17 protein-coding genes are annotated in these 19533 nt (G+C 37.1%); 1 reads left to right on the forward strand and 16 read right to left on the reverse strand.

The window, feature by feature from the left end; translation table 11 throughout:
• Position 1: 1 nt before the first annotated feature.
• The 12 genes from ABJH90_RS15920 to ABJH90_RS15975 form a co-directional block, all read right to left on the reverse strand.
• On the reverse strand, positions 2 to 1612 hold the full coding sequence (locus tag ABJH90_RS15920; RefSeq protein WP_348139831.1) for a peptidase dimerization domain-containing protein: 1611 nt from the start codon (positions 1610 to 1612) through the stop codon (positions 2 to 4).
• 131 nt (positions 1613 to 1743) lie between these two features.
• On the reverse strand, positions 1744 to 2460 hold the full coding sequence (locus tag ABJH90_RS15925) for a DUF6090 family protein (RefSeq protein WP_348139833.1): 717 nt from the start codon (positions 2458 to 2460) through the stop codon (positions 1744 to 1746).
• A gap of 77 nt (positions 2461 to 2537) precedes the next feature.
• Positions 2538 to 2714, reverse strand: a complete 177-nt coding sequence (locus tag ABJH90_RS15930) for a hypothetical protein (RefSeq protein ID WP_348139835.1) — start codon at positions 2712 to 2714, stop codon at positions 2538 to 2540.
• A 127-nt stretch (positions 2715 to 2841) separates the two neighbouring features.
• Positions 2842 to 3624, reverse strand: a complete 783-nt coding sequence (locus tag ABJH90_RS15935; protein ID WP_348139837.1) for a hypothetical protein — start codon at positions 3622 to 3624, stop codon at positions 2842 to 2844.
• Between the two features lie 206 nt (positions 3625 to 3830).
• Positions 3831 to 4436, reverse strand: a complete 606-nt coding sequence (locus ABJH90_RS15940) for a DUF502 domain-containing protein (protein WP_348139839.1) — start codon at positions 4434 to 4436, stop codon at positions 3831 to 3833.
• 103 nt (positions 4437 to 4539) lie between these two features.
• A complete protein-coding gene (locus tag ABJH90_RS15945) occupies positions 4540 to 5526 on the reverse strand; it encodes an NAD(P)-dependent alcohol dehydrogenase (protein ID WP_348139841.1) in 987 nt (328 codons plus the stop codon).
• A 9-nt stretch (positions 5527 to 5535) separates the two neighbouring features.
• Positions 5536 to 5991 carry a nuclear transport factor 2 family protein gene (locus ABJH90_RS15950; RefSeq protein WP_348139843.1) on the reverse strand — a complete coding sequence of 152 codons (456 nt, stop codon included), beginning with the start codon at positions 5989 to 5991 and terminating at the stop codon, positions 5536 to 5538.
• 163 nt (positions 5992 to 6154) lie between these two features.
• Positions 6155 to 7093, reverse strand: coding sequence for a hypothetical protein (locus tag ABJH90_RS15955; RefSeq protein ID WP_348139845.1), 939 nt, complete (start codon positions 7091 to 7093; stop codon positions 6155 to 6157).
• A 264-nt stretch (positions 7094 to 7357) separates the two neighbouring features.
• A complete protein-coding gene (locus ABJH90_RS15960; RefSeq protein WP_348139847.1) occupies positions 7358 to 8122 on the reverse strand; it encodes a class I SAM-dependent methyltransferase in 765 nt (254 codons plus the stop codon).
• Positions 8123 to 8162: 40 nt separating this feature from the next.
• The gene (locus tag ABJH90_RS15965) at positions 8163 to 11198 is read right to left on the reverse strand and encodes a hypothetical protein (RefSeq protein ID WP_348139849.1); all 3036 of its coding nucleotides are present in this window, start codon (positions 11196 to 11198) and stop codon (positions 8163 to 8165) included.
• Between the two features lie 199 nt (positions 11199 to 11397).
• The gene (locus ABJH90_RS15970) at positions 11398 to 12045 is read right to left on the reverse strand and encodes a DinB family protein (RefSeq protein ID WP_348139850.1); all 648 of its coding nucleotides are present in this window, start codon (positions 12043 to 12045) and stop codon (positions 11398 to 11400) included.
• Between the two features lie 259 nt (positions 12046 to 12304).
• A complete protein-coding gene (locus ABJH90_RS15975; RefSeq protein ID WP_348139852.1) occupies positions 12305 to 14263 on the reverse strand; it encodes a prenyltransferase/squalene oxidase repeat-containing protein in 1959 nt (652 codons plus the stop codon).
• Positions 14264 to 14570: 307 nt separating this feature from the next.
• Between ABJH90_RS15975 and ABJH90_RS15980 the strand changes: the two genes are divergently transcribed.
• Positions 14571 to 15962 carry an FAD-dependent oxidoreductase gene (locus ABJH90_RS15980; RefSeq protein ID WP_348139854.1) on the forward strand — a complete coding sequence of 464 codons (1392 nt, stop codon included), beginning with the start codon at positions 14571 to 14573 and terminating at the stop codon, positions 15960 to 15962.
• Positions 15963 to 15979: 17 nt separating this feature from the next.
• On the opposite strand, the gene ABJH90_RS15985 is transcribed toward ABJH90_RS15980, so the two are convergent.
• The 4 genes from ABJH90_RS15985 to ABJH90_RS16000 form a co-directional block, all read right to left on the reverse strand.
• Positions 15980 to 16660, reverse strand: a complete 681-nt coding sequence (locus ABJH90_RS15985) for a hypothetical protein (RefSeq protein WP_348139856.1) — start codon at positions 16658 to 16660, stop codon at positions 15980 to 15982.
• Between the two features lie 161 nt (positions 16661 to 16821).
• Complete coding sequence (locus ABJH90_RS15990) at positions 16822 to 17787, reverse strand: MBL fold metallo-hydrolase (RefSeq protein WP_348139858.1); 966 nt, start codon at positions 17785 to 17787, stop codon at positions 16822 to 16824.
• Complete coding sequence (locus ABJH90_RS15995) at positions 17784 to 18590, reverse strand: sulfurtransferase (protein ID WP_348139860.1); 807 nt, start codon at positions 18588 to 18590, stop codon at positions 17784 to 17786. The genes ABJH90_RS15990 and ABJH90_RS15995 overlap by 4 nt, the downstream gene beginning before the upstream one ends.
• Before the next feature lie 75 nt (positions 18591 to 18665).
• The gene (locus tag ABJH90_RS16000) at positions 18666 to 19523 is read right to left on the reverse strand and encodes a DUF5694 domain-containing protein (protein WP_348139862.1); all 858 of its coding nucleotides are present in this window, start codon (positions 19521 to 19523) and stop codon (positions 18666 to 18668) included.
• Positions 19524 to 19533: the final 10 nt, after the last annotated feature.

Here is a 19533-nt window from a genome sequence, read left to right on the forward strand (position 1 = left end):
TTCACTTCATTTCCTTTTGTTGTTCCAATTGATCTTTTCTTAAGGTTGGATATGTAATTCCTAATTGTTCCAGGTAAGAATCATATTTGGATTCATCATAATAAAATGGAACAAGTAATGGTGCATATAATTCCATAATTTCCTTATTAAGATAGATAGCGGGCTCATCTGTTTCGGAGACCATAGGAACATACTTTTGTTTGCTTGCTTGTTCTTCATTAAAATATGTCCATGCCTGCTCTACCAATTCCGGTTTTAGAAGTAAATCAAGCAGCGTCATAGCTTCAACTTTGGCTCCGGCAACTACACCTTTGTGTGCAATAGGGGTTGCCATAGCAATAGAATTAGACCAATGATGGCCTTGTAAGCCGGGAATGTTAGAAGGATATCTTAGTGTAACAGTGGGTATTTTCCAGGAAATATCACCAATATCATCAGATCCACCACTTACTGGTTCTAGTACAGGAAGGCCTATGGTATCTAATTTTACAGCCAGTCCGGTCGTATCTTTTGGCGAGTTCACTTCGCGCTGCACAGCTTTTGCCAGCATTTGATCGGCTTCACTCCACTCAGGTAAGCCTACTTCCAAAATATTGGAATACATATCATCTGCAATGGGTTTATTAAAATGCCTTGGCCATGCTGTCCCTAATATTTTACTACTCATCTTGGTCCTTGTCATCATAGCTGCACCTTTTGCAATATCGTTTGCTCTTTCATAAACCTCCATGATTTTCGGGTAGGTAATTTCCCTGAAATAATACCAGATAGAGGCTTGTGAAGGGACCACGTTTGGCTGATCGCCCCCATTGTTTATAACCGAGTGAGATCTTCCCAGAGGATGCAGATGTTCCCGATTATATTGCCAGCCTATATTCATTAATTCAACAGCGTCGGCTGCACTTCTGGCCCTCCAGGGAGCTCCCGCAGAATGTGCTGATTCTCCTTCAAAAGTATACTCCACTGAAATCATACCCGTGCCTCGTGCAGGGCCGTAGGAGACATTCATGTTATTAGAAACATGTGTAAATATACATAGGTCGACATTGTCAAAATAACCATCTCGGGTGTAATAAGCTTTTGTTCCCAATTGTTCTTCAGCCACTCCGGGCCATATGATGAGTGTTCCGGAAATATTTTCGCGCTCCATTATTTCTTTTACTGAAAGTACGGCAACAACATTTAGGGGTGTCCCGGAATTATGACCTTCTCCATGTCCCGGAGCACCTTCTACAATAGGATCATGATAGGCTACACCTGGTTTTTGAGAAGCTTTTGGAATACAATCAAGATCACTTCCTATGGCAATAACAGGTTTTCCTGATCCCCATTTTGCCCACCACGCCGTTGGTACACCAGATATCCCATATTCTATTTCAAATCCGTTTTTCTTTAAAATATCTGTAATATATTTTGAAGTTTGTTCTTCCTGAAAGCCTAATTCAGAAAAACTAAAGACTTTATCTACCATAACCTGGGCCATTTTAGCTCTTCCCTGTACTTTTTCCTGAACCTCTTTTTTTAACAATATCAGTTGATCTTCCTGGGTTTGGGCATATCCTAAATTTAGGCATGTAAACAAAGTAAGAACTGCAATGAGGATTTTATTCATAGATGGATATAATTAGTTTTAATAAATCTAAATGTACAACAGGATTTTAAAAAAAAAGAAATTATTAAAAATTGAATTGGATAATTTTAGGAAATGTAATAAACACCTGATTAAACTGCCGACCAATATTTTTAATCACTCACAGTACCCAGCTCTGTATTTATTAGTTCAATAATCGCATCTATTTCGCGCAAGGCCTTACTATAAACAGTGTCTTTTGCCGAAGTCAGATAAATACTTTCCACAAAAAAATTTTGCATTTCCACTTCATACAGTTTTTCGGGCTTTACGGCTTTAAAAGCATCATAATTCACGGTACTTTTAAGTAATGGGGTTAATTCATTCATAATAATGTCCCAATGTATGGTTTCCAGTTTGTTGACATTGATGTAAGTGGTCTCCAATTGCTGAATTGAACTGGTTATCTCATCATTTTTAAGGAGCTTTAGGTTTCCACTGTTAACCAAGGTCTCATAAATATTACCACTACTATTAAAATCGGAATATTGAGATAATCCCATAGCAATTAGGGCAAGTGAATCTGATTTAGTAAAATCTTGTGCTCTGATTATTTTGTTGGCGTGTTTGTAAGTAGCTGAGAAATAGTTGTTAATTGCTTTAAAGTGTGTAAGCTCCTTTCTGTCATCTTCAATCTGTCGTTGAATATTTCGATATAACTTTTTTTCTTCTTGCCTCTCTATCCTGTCAATATTCCAATTATTGAATTGTAAGGCTATCAGAATTCCAATGACCACCAAAATGATCTCACCTATGGCATAGAACAAGTATTTTGTAAACTTGTTTTCTGTAAATAATTGTTTCCTTGTATTTCTGAAAAACTTTATCATCTAAAAGTCTTTTGCTTTAAAAGGGAGAGTTAGCGTTTAGTGTTCTTTATTTGTATGAAAACCAGGCATAAGTAATTCTAGTTATTTCTGGAAGACAAAATTGCCGTTAGTACTAAACCAAAACCAATGCCGGCTATTAAGCACGCTACGAACCAAATAGGGGAGGTTTGAAGAAAGAAAAGGCCAATTCCTAAACCAATTAGCGTAGTTCCACCAATAGCCCAGGAACTTTTGTCATTTTTGTTTACTGCCATAGTTTTTAATTTAAAATTAGCTTCAAAAGGTAGGATCTCTATAAAAAAGAAACTATGATTTATGTCATAAAGGGATAGGCCAGAGATATAAAAAGATTCAAAAAAAAGGGAGATGAATACTGCACGTTTATTTGACGCCTTCTTGCATATTCTTTTGAACGGAAATCATGGATTGTTGTCCTACCTTAAATAATCCTTTTTGAGGTCTGTTAAGATCTACAATAAGTGTAGTAAGGGCAGCAAATGCCAATATCATTGGAATTACAGCAACCAAACCCCTTGGTTTGGTAAAACCTGCTTTAATACCAATTGTTGTCATTGTCATGAATGAGATGGCCATGAGCGTTAACCATATGCTCATAGGAATCCGATCCCGCAAACCTGCAGTGACTCTTTTTTCATGCAAATCAATGATGTTATTAATAGATTGAATCATCATTGCTGTATTCGTATTGGGTTGAGCTAAAGCCGCCGCAGATACTTCACCCCATAAAAGGTAATGCAGCTCAACTGATTTTATGAGTTCGTTGTTGATATTTGTACTACTAACGGCCTGGAGACGGGTGTCAACGTATTCCTTTAATAATTGCTTTACTTCTTTTTGGTAAATAGTATCAATTATGTCTGCCCTGAGGTAAGCAGTTCCAATTGCGTTGGCTTCTTCAAGAACGTATTGTTTACGATGGTTAAATTGTCCGGTGGCAATTGAAAAAGTAAAAGCCAACAAGAACCCCAGTACTCCTATTAGACCTCCAATCATAGGTGTCAGAGTGGCGGGTTCCACCTCTTCCTTAAAACTTTTGAAATGTCTGCTGATTTGATAACCAATTTCAAAACTGATCAGCATCAAAACACAAATACTTAAGTAGATAATATAGATGGGTAAGGAATCAAAAATAGAGGTAGTCATTTTTTACTTAATTGATTATTATTCAACAACATCGTAAGTGTAGTCGCATTAGTCTAACAATTTCTGAGAATCTATCTCCGAAAATAAAGTTGATATAAAAGTAGAAATAAATGACAACATGAGAATAAAAAAAAACAAATATAGTAACGTCTAACACGAATTTATTATGGCTTAAGTACATATCGCTCTTCCCATATATATTTCACTCAAAATGATGAATGGTTAATTTCACCTTTAAGAATCTGTTTGGCATCTAACCCCATCTTTTTATAAATTTTCATGGCACTTAGTTCGGGTAAGTCCAATTTTTTAAGGCGTTCATTTTTAACAAAAAAAACATCACCAGACATTGGGTTTGGGGCACCGGGAATATAAACGGAACTTAGTTCATCATCAATTTCATCCATTAAAAAACCAATTTGCCAGACTTCTTCAATATCTACGAGTACGACATCCTTTAAATTCTCAGAATCCACGCCTATCGCAGACTCGGTCATTCCCTTTAAGAGGGTATAACCAGGTATATTTGATAGAATAGTTGCTTCAATCCAATTTTTTAAATCATTGGCTTTTTTTGTATTGGCAAATAAACCGGCAATAAAGCAGAGCAGTAATAATACAAGCAACGCAATTATTCCTGATAAGGTAATTCCCCCAATGGTTTCCAACGGGATTATATCGGCAATTGGGGTAACTAATTTTCTAAAAATTTCCAGGATCTTACCTATAATTAACAGTACTAAAACAATAGGGATTACAAAAAACAATCCGCCAATCAGGGTTGTTTTAATGAAAGACGTAATACGTTTCATAGGCGCTATATTTATAGTTGGATTAATTATGAAATTAATTTTTCAATTGTATAAAATTATTATCTAAAGATAACGAAGTCACCATATATCGCTATTATTATTTTTAATCCTCACTTACAATGATTGAAACATTTCCTGTTTTTTGACCTTTTTCCACATATCTGAACGCTTCAGCAACTTCTTCGAAAGGATAAGACCTGTCTATTACAGATTTAAACTTACCCTCTTCTATCAGTTTTTTTACCAGGAGTACGCTTCGCTTTATATTTGGTGGATAGGGGAATTTTACGGTTTTTCCCTCCTGGCCCGGAAGACTTCCTAAAATGGCCGAAATTAGGGAATAGAAAATATTTTGAGACCAAGGGCCCAATTCAGAGGAGATATAAGAGCCACCCGGTTTTAATAGCAACTTACATTTACCAAAAGTACTTTTACCTACGGTATCAAAAACATAATCGTATTTCCCCTGATCTTTTGTAAAATCTTCAATGGTATAATCAATGACTTTCTTTGCCCCCAGTGATTTCACCAATTCTAAATTTTTAGTATTGCATACGCCGGTGATTTCGGCCCCAAAATAGTTGAGTAGTTGAACAGTGGCGGAACCAATACCTCCGGAGGCCCCATTGACCATTACTTTTTGGCCTTTTTTTAGATTCACCTTATTTATAATGTTATAGGCGTAATGAGCACCTTCAATACCTGCTCCTGCCTGCTGATAGGTGTAGTTTTCGGGAATAGTGGAAACACCTTTGTCTACTGAAATTACCAGATATTCAGCATATGAACTTAAAACACTATCGTCAAACCCAAAAACCTTATCTCCGGCTTTAAATGTAGTTACCGCTTCACCCACCTTCTCGACATCACCAGCAAATTCAGTCCCCATAATGATCTTTTTTGGTTTAAACAGACCCATCGCAAACCGCATAATAAATGGTTTTGCCCTCAGGTTGGCACAGTCCGTCCTATTTACAGAGGTTGCTCTGACCCGTACCAGGATTTCATTCTCCTTGGGTGCAGGTTTTTGGACCTCTTTAAGTTGTAAAACATCTGGGGATCCGTATTGAGTGTAAACAATGGCTTTCATTTATTAAATCTATTTTTGACCGGCTGGCAACATATTCCTGATAGCACTAATTTTCCATTTGTTTTCACTTAACACTACTACAAAACTACTCCACATCTTTCTTGTTGTTCCATGGGTATTTTTAATTTCATAACGGGCATCCACTAATGCGCACTGTGGATTAAAAAGTCGAATTTTTTCAATTTTGAGGGTCCTTGTGCCCGGATTACTCATTGAACTTTGCAACATCCCTTCCATAGATTCCTTTTTACCCCTTCTCCATTTCCCGGAAGAAACCAATTGATCCACGTCTGCTGTTAAAATACTTTCCAGTAAAGCAACATCTTTCTTTTCTCTTGCCTGCGCGTAGTTCTCAATTAGGGAGTGAATATCTACAGATTGTTTTTTACTGGGAGTGTTTTCCTGAGCATTTGAGATGGTCAGGACCATAAAATTTAATAAGATTAACCGAAAGATATTTTTCATAAATTTAAATTGTAAGAGTTCTAGTTTTATAATTTCTTTTACAAATATCTTCATATTCTTAATTGTTCATGGGAAACAGAATAATCCAAACCCACGTTTGTTACTTACATTCAGTTTTCATATAAATACCTGTATGATCGGAATTAATAGAATATTTATTAAATTAATCTTCCACTGAAAAAGTCTTAAGCATTTTTTTGGAGGATGCATTTGGGACCTCAGAAATCAAAACGTAATTTCCAGGCTCGAGCTTTACTTCGAAATATCCTATGGAACCTTCGGGCATATCATTTACACCACCTAAAAATGAAACCCCGTCAGGAGCTGGTGTTATAAGACCTTTTGGGTCTGCCCAGTTCATCCAGCTTTCCAGAGCTTCAAGATTTGCATCATCACTCAATTTAACCAAATTCAAATCATGTCCTACAAAATTTTCATGTGTAATCTGATCTTTAAAATGAATGGAGAAAATTTGTAACCCCTTGGCAATAGGGTCATTGATAATTATTCCTTCAGTACTTGAAATAGTCATTTCAACTGAGGCCTCTGGAGGGAGGTGTCCACTATCTTCTTCGGTTACAATTAGTGCTTTAGTCATTCCCATGGCATTGTGGAATGTTCCGTTGGCCATCTTCACGTAGCACTCCATGATGTAGTAACCGGGCTCTAATTTTATTGTTGTAAGGCTTGAATTTTTTGGAGAGACTAATCCGGATCCCCCGGAAAAAACAACCTCAAAAAACCAGGCAGGCAGCTTATTAAATTCGGCAAACCCTTCTTCGTCATTACCTTCATTAATTAAGTCCATTCCATTTTGAAAGGGCGGTATTACTTCCTTTTCTGCATCCTCTAATGTCTTTCCGGCAGGATATTTATCCAACAAAAAGAAATGAGTTTCATTAGATTTATTAATGTAATTAAAGGTATTCCAGCCTGAAGGAATCGTATCAACCGATTGGAAATCCATAACTTCTGTAACAATTTCAATTATATGATCCTTTTTTTTATCAGGACTGCAACTTTGTATAAATAGGAATATTATAAAAAGGAAAGGGAAAATAACTACAAGAAATGAACAGTAAAATTTTTTTAAAGGTTTCATAATATTGGTTGTTTTAGTCTAAATTAAATCTTGTTGATAAGTATTAAAGTCATCGTTTTCGGTCCAGGCTGATAATGATCTGATTCGAGATCTTATAAATATAGAAACTTCCTCTAATTTATATAGCCACCTGAGCATATAGCAGTATTAATATAAGGTTTTTTAAGAAATCGCATTGGACTATCTAAAAAATGGAATCCACTGGAATTTTGAGGCTATCTGACAAAAAGTAAAAGATGAATTAGAATTTTAAAGAAAAATCCTCTATTCTGTTTTAGAACGACTTAATTTTTCTTTTAGGTTTTCAAAGCTTATCAGATTAAGACTTTCTTTTCTGTTTTCATCCAAAACCTTGTATTCATAAAATGGATTAGTATTCTTTATACTATCGCCAAGAGGATGTTTTTTGGACAAAATACCAACTCCCCAATCAGTATCAACACAGCAGGAATACAAATCGGAATCGGAACGCGATTTTAAAAAGGCTTTCCAGGTAGTACCATTCCAATAGCCACTTGCCGGAGAATTCTTGTACTGATAATCCTCCCTTGCGTGCCATTCCGTTGGGGGGTTGCAGTCATGTAGTACTATAAAACCATCGTCTTTTATGTAGTCCAATGAATTTTTGATGTCCAAATCTACCTGTGCTGCCAGATGCAGACCATCAATAAAAATAACATCAAACTTAATGTCCTTGGATAAAATTTCACCGTTATTTAATTTATCAAAGAAACTATCACTGGTAATTTTAAAATCTATTGAACTTTCCTTGTATTCCACACCCGGGTCTACACTGTATTTGGTGTTGGCTTTTATGTGGTTATAATTGTGCTCCGGATTTCGGACGCCTATTTCCAAGTAACTGGTTTCACGCTTAAAGAGTGATACTAAAAAATTTATCACCTCGGTTCTTTTGGGCGTTTTTTTGAGTTCTAACTTGGTTACTTCAAGGGTGTTTTTATGAAATGGATCATTTACCACTCGTCGGCCGTGTTTATTGTAGGTTTTTATTTTTTTTAAAAAGTTCATATATAAGATGTTTTATGATAGAGTTCTAATTAAAAATTAACTAGTTCATACTTTTTTGGATGGTCTCGAACTTGTTTTCCAATTCAATAAACCTGTCCAAGGCGTCCTTCCCAATCTCCTGATCAGCCTTGTTCATCATATTGTATAAATATTTGATTTGGCTCGTTAACATGGGTTGCTCATAAATTCCTTCCCTGGTTCTTAATTCATCAAGGACTATTTTTATTTTAGATAATTTAGTTTTATCCGCTTCAGTTATTTTCTCTTTATTCTCCAGAGCTTCCTGTTCTTTTTCCAAATTATTTACAAGTAATAATGCCTTATTTAATAAGTCGCGTACCTTTATTTGAAAATCTACCTGTTCATGTATGATTTTTTCTGAAGTTCCTGTAGCTGTTACCCTGGGATCCAAAAATACTTCAAAAGATTTAGATAATATCATCTCATCAATTGTGAGTTTTGCAATATATAATCCTGGTTTTACCAGAGGACCATTTATATAACGGTCTTCGACTTTCTTATTCCATGGCCCGGTTGAGGTCATATCCCATTTAAAACGATTGAATCCTTTTTTTGCATTAAATTTATCAGATATCTGATAATTAAGGAATTCGGTGCTCATATCACGTTTTACACTATCTTTTGAAATTCCGGTTGTATCGCTAATGTAAGTATTTACAACTTCTAAGCTTTCGTTTAAAATTTCCAATTTTAATAGAGAACTCAAATCTTCTTTTAAGAAGTAATCAATGGTTACCCCAGGTTTGGGATACTTTGGGAACTCACTTGTTCGGGCCCCGGAAGGGGCTCTATATCGAATTGCGGAATTGGGTTTGAATAATATATTATTCTGGTTATTCACTAAATTCTCTTGCCTCAGGAGGTTTATATCATCTAAAATCCAAAATCCACGGCCCATGGTAGACAAAATCAGATCTCCTCTATGAATTTTTAGATCGGTAATAGGTGTAATGGGCAGATTTTGTTGGAATGCCTTCCATGCTGCTCCATCATTAAAAGAAACAAAAAGCCCATATTCTGTACCGGCAAATAAAAGACCTTCCTTTACAGGGTCTTCGCGAACTACTCTTACCGCATATTCTTTTGGTATCCCATTGGTACCTGGTGTAAGTAACTGCCATGACTCACCATAATTATCGGTTTTATAGATATAAGGCTTCCGATCGCCTAACTGATATCGAAGAACGCAAACATAGGCCTTTGCCGGATTGTGCGATGAGGGTTCAACAGCATCTACTCTGCCACCAGGCGGGAGGTTTTTTGGAGTTACGTTTTTCCAGGTTTTACCACCATTACGGGTTACATGAACAGGACCATCATTAGCACCAACCCAAATTAGTCCTTCTTCTAAAGACGATTCCTGAATGGCATAAATAGTACTGTAGAATTCTTCACCTGTGATGTCTCGGGTAATCGGACTACCGGATACCACTTGTTTATCTGCTTCAAAAGCTGTGAGATCAGGGGAAATGATTTTCCAGGTTTTACCTTCATCAGTAGTTTTATGTACATATTGTGATGTATGATAAATGACTTTTGGATTATGAGGGGAAACCATAATAGGGGATACCCGCTGAAATCTGAATTGCAGGTCTTTTGGATTATGCCCGTACATATTTGAGGCTCCTACGTAAAATGATTTTTCGGTTCCGGTTTTTTTATTAAAAACCGTAAATCGGCCTTTACAATTGGAATAAACAATATCCGGATTTGTTGGATGAGGTACCGCTGGCCCGGTTTCACAACCACCTGTATTTATGATATAGCCAATTCCGGCAGCCTGAATTCCATATGGAGCCATACTGGGTACTGCCACAGTGGAATAATTATCCTGCTGCCCACCGTAAAGCCAGTAAGGATATTGGTTGTCTACCTCTACCTGGTAAATTTCTGATGTAGGTTGGTTGTATTGAGTAGACCAGCTTTTACCTCCATTATGAGTTACGTTTGCGCCACCATCATTGCTTTGAATAAAAAGGTCTGAATTTTCAGGATTGATCCACATATCGTGATTATCGCCGTGGGGAACTGAAAGTGATGTCCAGTTTTTCCCCCTGTCAACTGATTTCATATAGTCTGTGGCCATACTATAAATAACATCAGGGTTTTGTGGGTTTACTTTTAGGTTCGTGTAATAGAAGGGTCTGGTACGTATTTTTTTGTCGTCAGATACTTGTTCGAAGGTTTCACCATGGTCAGCTGAAATATATAAACCGCCTTCTTCATCAGGAGCTTCAATTAATGCATAGAGTAGCTTAGAATCTGCCGGACAAACTTCAAGGTCAATTTTACCAATAAGTTTTGCCGGAAGTCCACTTTCAATTTTATTCCAGTTTTTCCCCGCGTCAATAGATTTATAGATTCCTCCTTCTTTAGGTATACCTCCACTAATTATGGTCCAGGGCTTGCGTTCGGCTTTCCAGGCTGCCGCATAAAGGATATTGGGGTTGGAAGGCATCATTTCTATATCGGAAATTCCGGTTTTATTCGAAACGAACAAAATGTTTTTCCAGGTTTTACCCCCATCTGTGGTTTTGTAGAGGCCCCTTTCAGGATTTGAATTAAAAGCTCGTCCCAGCGCGGCAACATATACTATATTATGATCGACCGGATGTATACGAACAGCCCCTATCTGCCCAACATTTGTGAGCCCGGATTCTACCCAGGTTTTACCACCATCAATAGATTTATACATGCCTTTACCCTCAATCAGGTTGCTTCGCAAACCGTCTGACCCTGTTCCAACATAGATGATATTTGGATCGTTTTGGGCAACAGCAATTGCCCCGATAGAAGGGGTCTTAAAAAAGCCATCCGAAACATTAAACCAGGAAGTGCCGTAATCTGCTGTTTTCCAGACACCTCCACCCGTGGCACCTAAGAAGAATGTAGCAGGTTTAGATGTAATACCCGCTACAGCCGTAACTCGCCCGCCTCTATATGGTCCGACATTGCGATATTCCAGCGAAGAAAAGTCCTGGGAATAAATTACGGAGAAAATGGAAGACAGGAGAAAAAATACAACGGCAACAAATACAGTTCGGATAATAATCATTTAATATAATTTGAGTTTTAAAGAAGAATTGGATTAATTATTACAAGGGTGAAAGATAAATTCCTTTGATCATTTTTCCTATTACTTTAAATGATTATAAACTTAAAACTTCTTCGCCCTCTTCTTTACCTCTCATTATTTTTTTCAGACTTATTTCCATTAAAATCTTACAAATACTACTGTCCGGGCTACTTAATTTTTAAACGGGGAATCTTTTTTTAATGAATTTTATTTGTCCGTTATGATTTGATTCGTGTTCGCATACATGAAACCATTTACAATAATTATTAGTAGGTTGGTCCTGGAAAAATGGTTCAGTCTTGTTAAGCCAATCATCGGTTCTTTTGGCAAATTCTTGTTTGGTGTTTTCCCTTACAGCCTCCAATTTGGAAAGGTAGTATTCTATTTTATTGCCTTTAATCTGTGCCCGGCCTTTTTCACCCAGACCCATAGGGACGTCCCACTCCTTTTTTATATCCTCGTTCCAGGTACCCCATTCCAACTCTTCAAAAGTGTTTAATTGATAATACTTTTCAGTAGCTGCCAGGTGAAGCAGCATGGCACCTATAGAATTAGATTGTTCATCAATTTGGTAGTCTAATTGTTCCACGGTCAAATCTTTAACGCCATAAACCAACCATGTCCGCATCATGGTCATGGTAGATAAAAGTGTGCCGATTTCCGGGGCATATCCCTCTTTGGGCCCGATAATATAAAGCCCTTCTGTGTTAGTAATTGATTTTTTATGGGCAAGACTTATTAGCGGGGTTGAGATCAGCCCTGCTGTTAGAATTGTGGATCCTTTAATAAATTTTCTTCTGTTGGTTTTGGAAGTGTTATTTTTCATAATGCTAATATTATAAGTCTACTTGGTATCCATGTATAATCATTATTCATTTGAATTCTCCTTACTTCTTTTCTTATTCAATCCGGCACCTATTGCAACCCCAAATAACAATACCCTTGCTGGTACCGGTTATTAATACTGATTTCATAGTGCTATATTCAAAGTTGGTTATCTTAAACTCCAGAGAGTTTATTTGATGACTGATAAGATAGTAATTTCTTTATTATTGAGATTAATTAGGCAATAAAAATGAAGAAGTTTACTCTATAGGGTTTAGTTCTTGTCTATACTTCTTTAATGCCAATAGTGAGAAATAGCGCTTGTAGTTCCTGTAGGACACCATGGTTGTTTTATAAAATAACCCGCTCATTGGCTGCACCGGCCAGTCGCCATCTTCAAGCTGCTGGTCAATAAGCCAGTTCAACGCTTTTAATAGCCGGGGGTCTTTCGCATAGCCTCCGTTTAATAATGCTAGTATGCACCAGGCTGTTTGATCAACTACACTGGCATCAGCCTGGATATATTCTCTTGCAAGGGCAGATTCCTGTGCCTCTCCCCAAGCACCATCTTCTTTTTGTTTGGACCATAGATAAGTACACGCACTCTGTATTGCCTTATGATCCTTACTCATTCCATACATGGTCAACCCTTCAACAACAAAACAAATTCCATAGGTGAAACACAGGCCCCAAAGGGCTTCCCAGCTCCCATCTTCATATTGGGAATTCAACAGGTATTTAACAGCCCTGTCTATAGCGTTTTCCATTTCAGTGGTAAACAAATGGGGCCTGCTCTGTTTTATTTGTACAAAACACTGAATTATACTCGCTGTACATTCTACATAAGAATGGTCAACCATAATATCAACAAATACATTAGCCGCGTTAAACCATTCCAGTTTCGGGCTCCCAATGGCTTTGTCCACACTGGTCCATCCGCCGTCATCTCCCTGAAGTAACATAATAAAACCAATTGCTTTTTTTATTCTCTCATCAGATAATAATTCATCACCTAAGCCTTCGGTTTCCAACAGTGCTTTAATGGCCTCAGCGGTACAATCTGATACTACCCAACCATTGTCCAGATAGCTAAAAGTCCAGCCGCCTGCTCTGGGAAGACGGTGGTATTTAAAAGGGTTTTTTAACTCCTTCATCACCTGGTTATCCAATAGGAATTTACGGGTCTTAATGGCTAAAGGTTTTAGCATTGGATCAGTACATTCTTTACCCATAGCCTGTAAATAGAATCCACTATCCCAGGTATAGGTATTTGTAAAGCCCTGCATCAATATTTCATTTTCATTCTCCCATAAGTACAATGGAAGTTTTTCCCAGGATTTTTCCAGTTTCTCTTTCTCTCCCCTAAAATGGTATACCAGGGTGTTGTAAACCGCATTTACAGGGGCTTGCCTTATAAAAGAAGAATTTTCATCCTCATATTCTATGTGTTCATATACAAGTGCCAGCGCCTTCTTTTTGATATATTTTGGGATAATGGGGTCAATTCTTTTAATCCACCACATGGAGATTTTAAATATTCTTGTTTCCGGGAAGATATTATCGGTATCTGCAAATGTCCCTCTATGTTTGGTAAAATTAATTTGCTTATAGGGTTGGAGGTACAATTCCTTCCTTAATTGGAGTATTAGTTCATCTGGTTCTATGGCCAGGCGTTCACGATAGAAGTAACACATGGGTAAATAAATAATCCTAACATAACCTGAAATTTTACGCGGATGAAACGGAAACCAACTGGGTAATATATACAACTCAGGGGGCACAGGAGCAACCCCTTTATAAGAATACAAGTTTAGAAATGACAGTATAAATTTGCACCAACTTGCTGAATACAGGGGGCCTCCTTTTTCATGTATCCAATTCAATGCTTTTTTTAATTGCGGTTCCGATGCAGAATGATCTAAAAAGCGCAAGGCGACATAATTTATTACGCTGGTAAAAATGGTACCAACTTTTGATTCCTGATGTATTCCAAAACTACCATCGGCTAATTGATGTCTCAGAATGTACCTGCTCATCTTCGTTTTTATTTCCATAGTCATAGGCTGCCCGCATATTCTCATGGCAAAAATGTATAAAGGCAAAAGAAAAAAGGGACCGTCATATGGAACAGGCCAGGTTCCTTCTTCGGTTTGATTTACAGCCATCCAACGGTAAATCTTTTGGATAGCCTGCTCAATTTTTTGCTTGGGGTTGACCATTATCGGATAACAAATTTCAATTTAAGGTAAATAAATCTCAGGCCTCTGCACAAGGATAATTAATTGTAGGTTACAGGATTCAGATTACTTTGTAAATATAATTCAATTTAGTTTTGAATAATTGTCTTTATGAATACTTATCCTGCTTTAGAGTGAATAAAATCAAATGAAATTTTTAAGTTTTGTATTGAATGCAATACATTTGTAGTGAAAGCTTATAAATAATAATCACTGTTTTCTTTGAATCAACTTTATTATCAGGGAAAACAAACAGGAAATTAATTATAAGGATATTTAGTAAAGACTTATGTCAAATATCGGAGAAGATAACAAAGTTGATGTCCTGATTGTTGGCGCTGGTATTGCCGGTGCAACTTTGGCGGCTAATTTAGCCAAAACGGGAAAGAACATTGTGGTTATTGAGAAGGATCTAAGTGAAAGAGATGTTATCATAGGTGAATTGTTACAACCTGGAGGAGCACAGAAACTTGACGAGATGGGCTTTACTTCATTTATAGACCATATTGATGCTCAGCCTGTTTATGGTTATGATATAATTTTTGAAGAGCAGGATTACGTTATTCCCTATCCAAGTAAAAACGGTGAACCTTCTGGGTATGGTTTTAGAAATGGTGCTTTTTTACAAAATATAAGAAAACATATACTAAGTCAACGAAATATCAGAGTCATTGAAGGAACTGTAACCCATTTAATTGACGAAAAGGATACAATAGTTGGCGTAAATTATAAACGAAAGCTGGCGAATGATGAAGAATCCGTTTATGCACATCTCACTGTTGTTACAGACGGCCCTTTGTCTAAATTCAGGGAGAAACTTTCCAAACCGATAAATAAAGTGAACGGATATTTTCTTGGACTTCTAATGAAAAATTGCGAGATGCCCTTTGTAAATCATGGACATCTTGTAATGGGTGATCATCCGCCGATGGTTATATATCCTGTTACTTCTACATCCTGGAGGGTATTAATAGATTTTAAAGGAGAAAAACCTCCGAGGTTGGGTAGGGATTTTAAAAAACACCTCTTGGAAGAGTTTGAAAGCGCGATACCCCGATCTGCCCGTACAGCTTTTATAGCTGCGGTAGAAGAGGGAAAGTTCAAGACTTTTCCTAACCACAGACTTCCGGCTAGCCCTATTAAAAAGGCAGGCGCTGTTCTTTTAGGTGATGCATTAAATATGAGACATCCATTAACAGGCGGGGGAATGACCGCTGCCTTTAATGATGTGCTGAGATTGAGTAATAATCTGGCATGTATCTCAGATTTCAGTAATGAGAGACAGATAGGAAAAGCCATCCAAAAATTTTATGAAACACGTCACCTGGGAACACAAACTACTAATATTTTGGCAGATGGCCTATATGGGGTTGTTTATAATCCAGACTTAAGAAAAGCATTTTTCGAATATGTAAGCAGGGGGGACAAATATGCTGAAGAAACCTGTTCTATCCTTGCCGGACTGAACAAAGACAAAAAACTATTGCTGAATCATTTTATTGGAATGGCCCGTTATGGTACTCAATTGCAAATAACGAATTCTGAAAAATCAAAGGAAACAGTTACTCAATCTCTCACTATGGTAAAGGATGCTGTAGGTATTATTACGCCTTTACTTCTTTCCGAAAAACCAGATCCCGGAAATAAATTAATGCTGGAAGCCTTAAACCGTATCGTATAAAATAAGAAAATTATTTCTCAGGACTTCGTTTCCGGTAGATTAACCCCTTTTAGTAAAATTATAACCCCCATAGCTAGTAGCCAAATTACTTTGACATGAAATAGTGGTTTGTAGATTTCAAAATTGTCCGGGATGCCCATGATTATGCCCATTGCCGCGAGTCCCAGGAGAGCGGTAAACCATCCCAGTAATGGGTTGACAATTTTCCATTTTACAAAGCCCAAACCTAGTAATACCAGGCCAACGCCGGAAAAGATTCGTCCAAACCGCACAAAACATGTCACATATTGGTTTGTAGAAAGGATATTATCCATGAATTGTTGAATTTCCGCAGCCGACTTACCCATGGTCTGTCCAACTCCCCATGCTCCAAAATTATAGTAAAACGCCGATGCTATAGCCAGTGTCATGGTTCCTATAACCACCATTCCTGCACCTGGAACCAGCAGGACCCGATAGGGTTTTTTGGCTGTAATGGAGGCAAGTGCAAACATAGCAATCGCCATGGTCACCCAGCCAAAAATATGAAATCGAAACATCCAAATCCAATACCATAAATCCTCACCAATTGCAGTAAAGTCTGTAGCGACAATGTACTCGCCTATATGGTGCGGTGAAAGTACCCAGCCACCCCATAGCAGAATAGCTGCAAAAATAAATGACCAAGCTGTAAATTTAGTTTCAAAATCTTTTTTCATGATAATATTATTGAGAATTTTCGACCTGGCAAAATTACAAAAAGTAAGTATCTTAATTTACTTTATCGAAGAAATTTTATCTGTTAATAGGTTAAACGATCGGTCATGAAATCCAGTTATAATTGCTTTTCTTTTCTCCAAATTTTGTTATCCGAATTTGCTTATAGTTCGAATAGATTCTTAAATCTGGCAATATGATAACCTTTGGATAACACTAATTGAGATTGTTCACTTTCTGGATTTAGCATTGGATTTGTGTGATTCATATGAATAAACCAAACTTTATTCTTTTCCTGAGCAGGTAATTTATCAAAAAGTTCCATACTCTCCAATACTGTTGGGTGTGGAATCTCTGAAATATCCCTGTTGTCTATTTCAGCTTCACTGAAAAATCCGGCATCGAGAAAGGCATAGTCAACTTGTTTTATCTCATCAACAATATTGGACTCCCATTTATACCATTTATCAATATCCGGGATAAAAAGGACGGTTTTATTAGGGCCTATTATCTTGTATCCGATAGTTTCGGAATATTCATCCCGATGCGGCACAAGAAACGGGATAACACTTAGATTTGAAGTAAGCGAAATCTCTTGTTTATTATTCAAAGATTTTAGGGAAATATTCTGATTCCCCACGAGTTGACTCCAGGGTCCGTTATTCCTTAAATAGGAATCCATAACAGGCATTGCAAACACATTGATATTGGAAGCACCCATCGCTTCTGTTCCTAGATACATCAGGCCTGTATAATGGCCAATATGGGCATGTGTCAGGAAAATGCCATCCGCTATCTCATTTATATTTTTTGGGAGGTGGTTCTTTAATATTTTAAGCTGTTCCGTCATATCAGGAGTTGCATCAAACAAATATTTCTTGTTATTTTCAGGATCAACTACACCCAAAGAAACTACTTTTCTGCTGTCATCCGGATTTTGGAAAAGTGCTTGACAACATTCTTTTTTGCAGGCTATATGTGGCGAGCCGGCATCCTGTACATTACCAAGTATTATCAAAGAAGTTTGTGCAGGCGCTCTCTGCTCAGTTACACTGACAGTTGTTTTTTTATCCGGAGCAGGATTGCAGGCGTAAACGAAGCCCAATAAAAAGAGAATTATTTTTTTCATTTATATTTAGTTTGTGCCCATTCTGTCCATGAACCGTCATATACCGATTTGTAATTCTTTAATACCAACTCGCTTGCCAGTAGTATAATACAAGCCGTAACTCCAGAACCACAACTAAAAACCAGAGGTTTTTCATTAATTTTCAAATTATTGAATATTTCCGAAAGATCTTCCCTGGATTTAAATTTTCCATACTTCAGGACATCGGTGTATGGTAAATTAAGGGAGCCCGGTATATGTCCGCTTGGCAAACCTTCTCTGGGCTCCGGAGCTATCCCTTCAAATCTGCCTCCTGAACGCGCATCAATTAATACAGACTCTTGTAAGCTTACATTGGAAGACACAAAATCATAATCCTTAACCATTTCGGACTGAAATTTTGCTTCAAAATTACCCGGGATAATATTATTTTCTTTTTGCTGTACGGTCTCATAGCCCTGACTTACCCATTCGGGCAGGCCACCATTGAGTACAGCTATATTTTGATGTCCCATTGCTTTGAACATCCACCAAACCCTGGGGCTTATGTAAATCCCAAGATTGTCATATACCACAATTTTACTTGAATTATTAATTCCTAATTTTCTACAGCTATTTTCAAATTGTTTAGGACTTGGAAGGGTATTGGGAAGTTCACTGGACGTATCACTAAATTCATATTTCAGATCGAAATGTCTGGCCCCTTTGATACCGATGTTTTCAAAATCAGGTTTATCAGTTTTTGGGCTGGCATCTAAAACTATTACATCGGGATCTTCCAGATGATTATATAGCCAGAGAATAGATACAATCGGTTCTGTCATCTATATATGGTTTTAAGTTCGGCAGTTTATCATTTTTAAATAACACGAATCGATACTTTGTCAATCTGTAAAAAGTTATTGGAGATTATCAAATTCAATAAATTCATATTCCGGAGAAGACTCTAAAAGTTGTCGTAGAATTTCGGCATGACCATTGCCAAATATCACTAGAATCCTGTCATTTGTATTCTCTGTTATCTCCTGTAATTTTCTAAAAATCCTCAAGTTTCTGTTATACCACCAAATTGACAAAATATCTGCCCCACGCCCATGATCTAATTTAAAATCACCCACTAAATATACACCAAACCCATACTGATGTGATTCTCTGGAATTCATATGTTTAAAATATTCCAGTAAATTTATATTTGGAATATTACTGGCTTCTTCTTTATACCATTCCCGATAATATGCATTGTAGGGATCATCACTTTGAAAATCGAAATCACGAAATAGTTTCTCAAAATAAATGGAATCAAGCTTTGCCAAATCTTCATCATAGGATGTGGCGTTAATGCTATACAAAGTGTCTAGTTTTAGTTCAGAAGCCAATCTAATGGCAATCTGAAAGCGTTCGTCTCTCTCGTCCCTATACCTGCCTTCATTGTAACCTCTTAATTTATCTGTAGCCTTCCAGTCTTCAAAGGCCTCAATGGCAATTTTTGTTGGTTTAAATGCTTTTATATACTCTACCACTTCTGTAACCTCTGACTTTTTGGGCTCTACTAAAACATCAATTTTATCTTCATCCGCAGTTTTATTAACATCCAGGCCGGGATAATCCAGGTGAAAAGTTCCAACAACCAATACTTTAGTCTTTTTCTTTGGAAAGTATTCAGATGCCGGTTTTAATTTAGGTTTCGGAATCAACTCTTTTTTTTGAGAACAGGCGAATAGAATTATAGGGATTATCAATAAGGAGATACGCTTCATTAGAATCAAT

This window comes from Eudoraea sp. (assembly GCF_039969275.1).
Classification (GTDB): Bacteria; Bacteroidota; Bacteroidia; order Flavobacteriales; family Flavobacteriaceae; genus Eudoraea.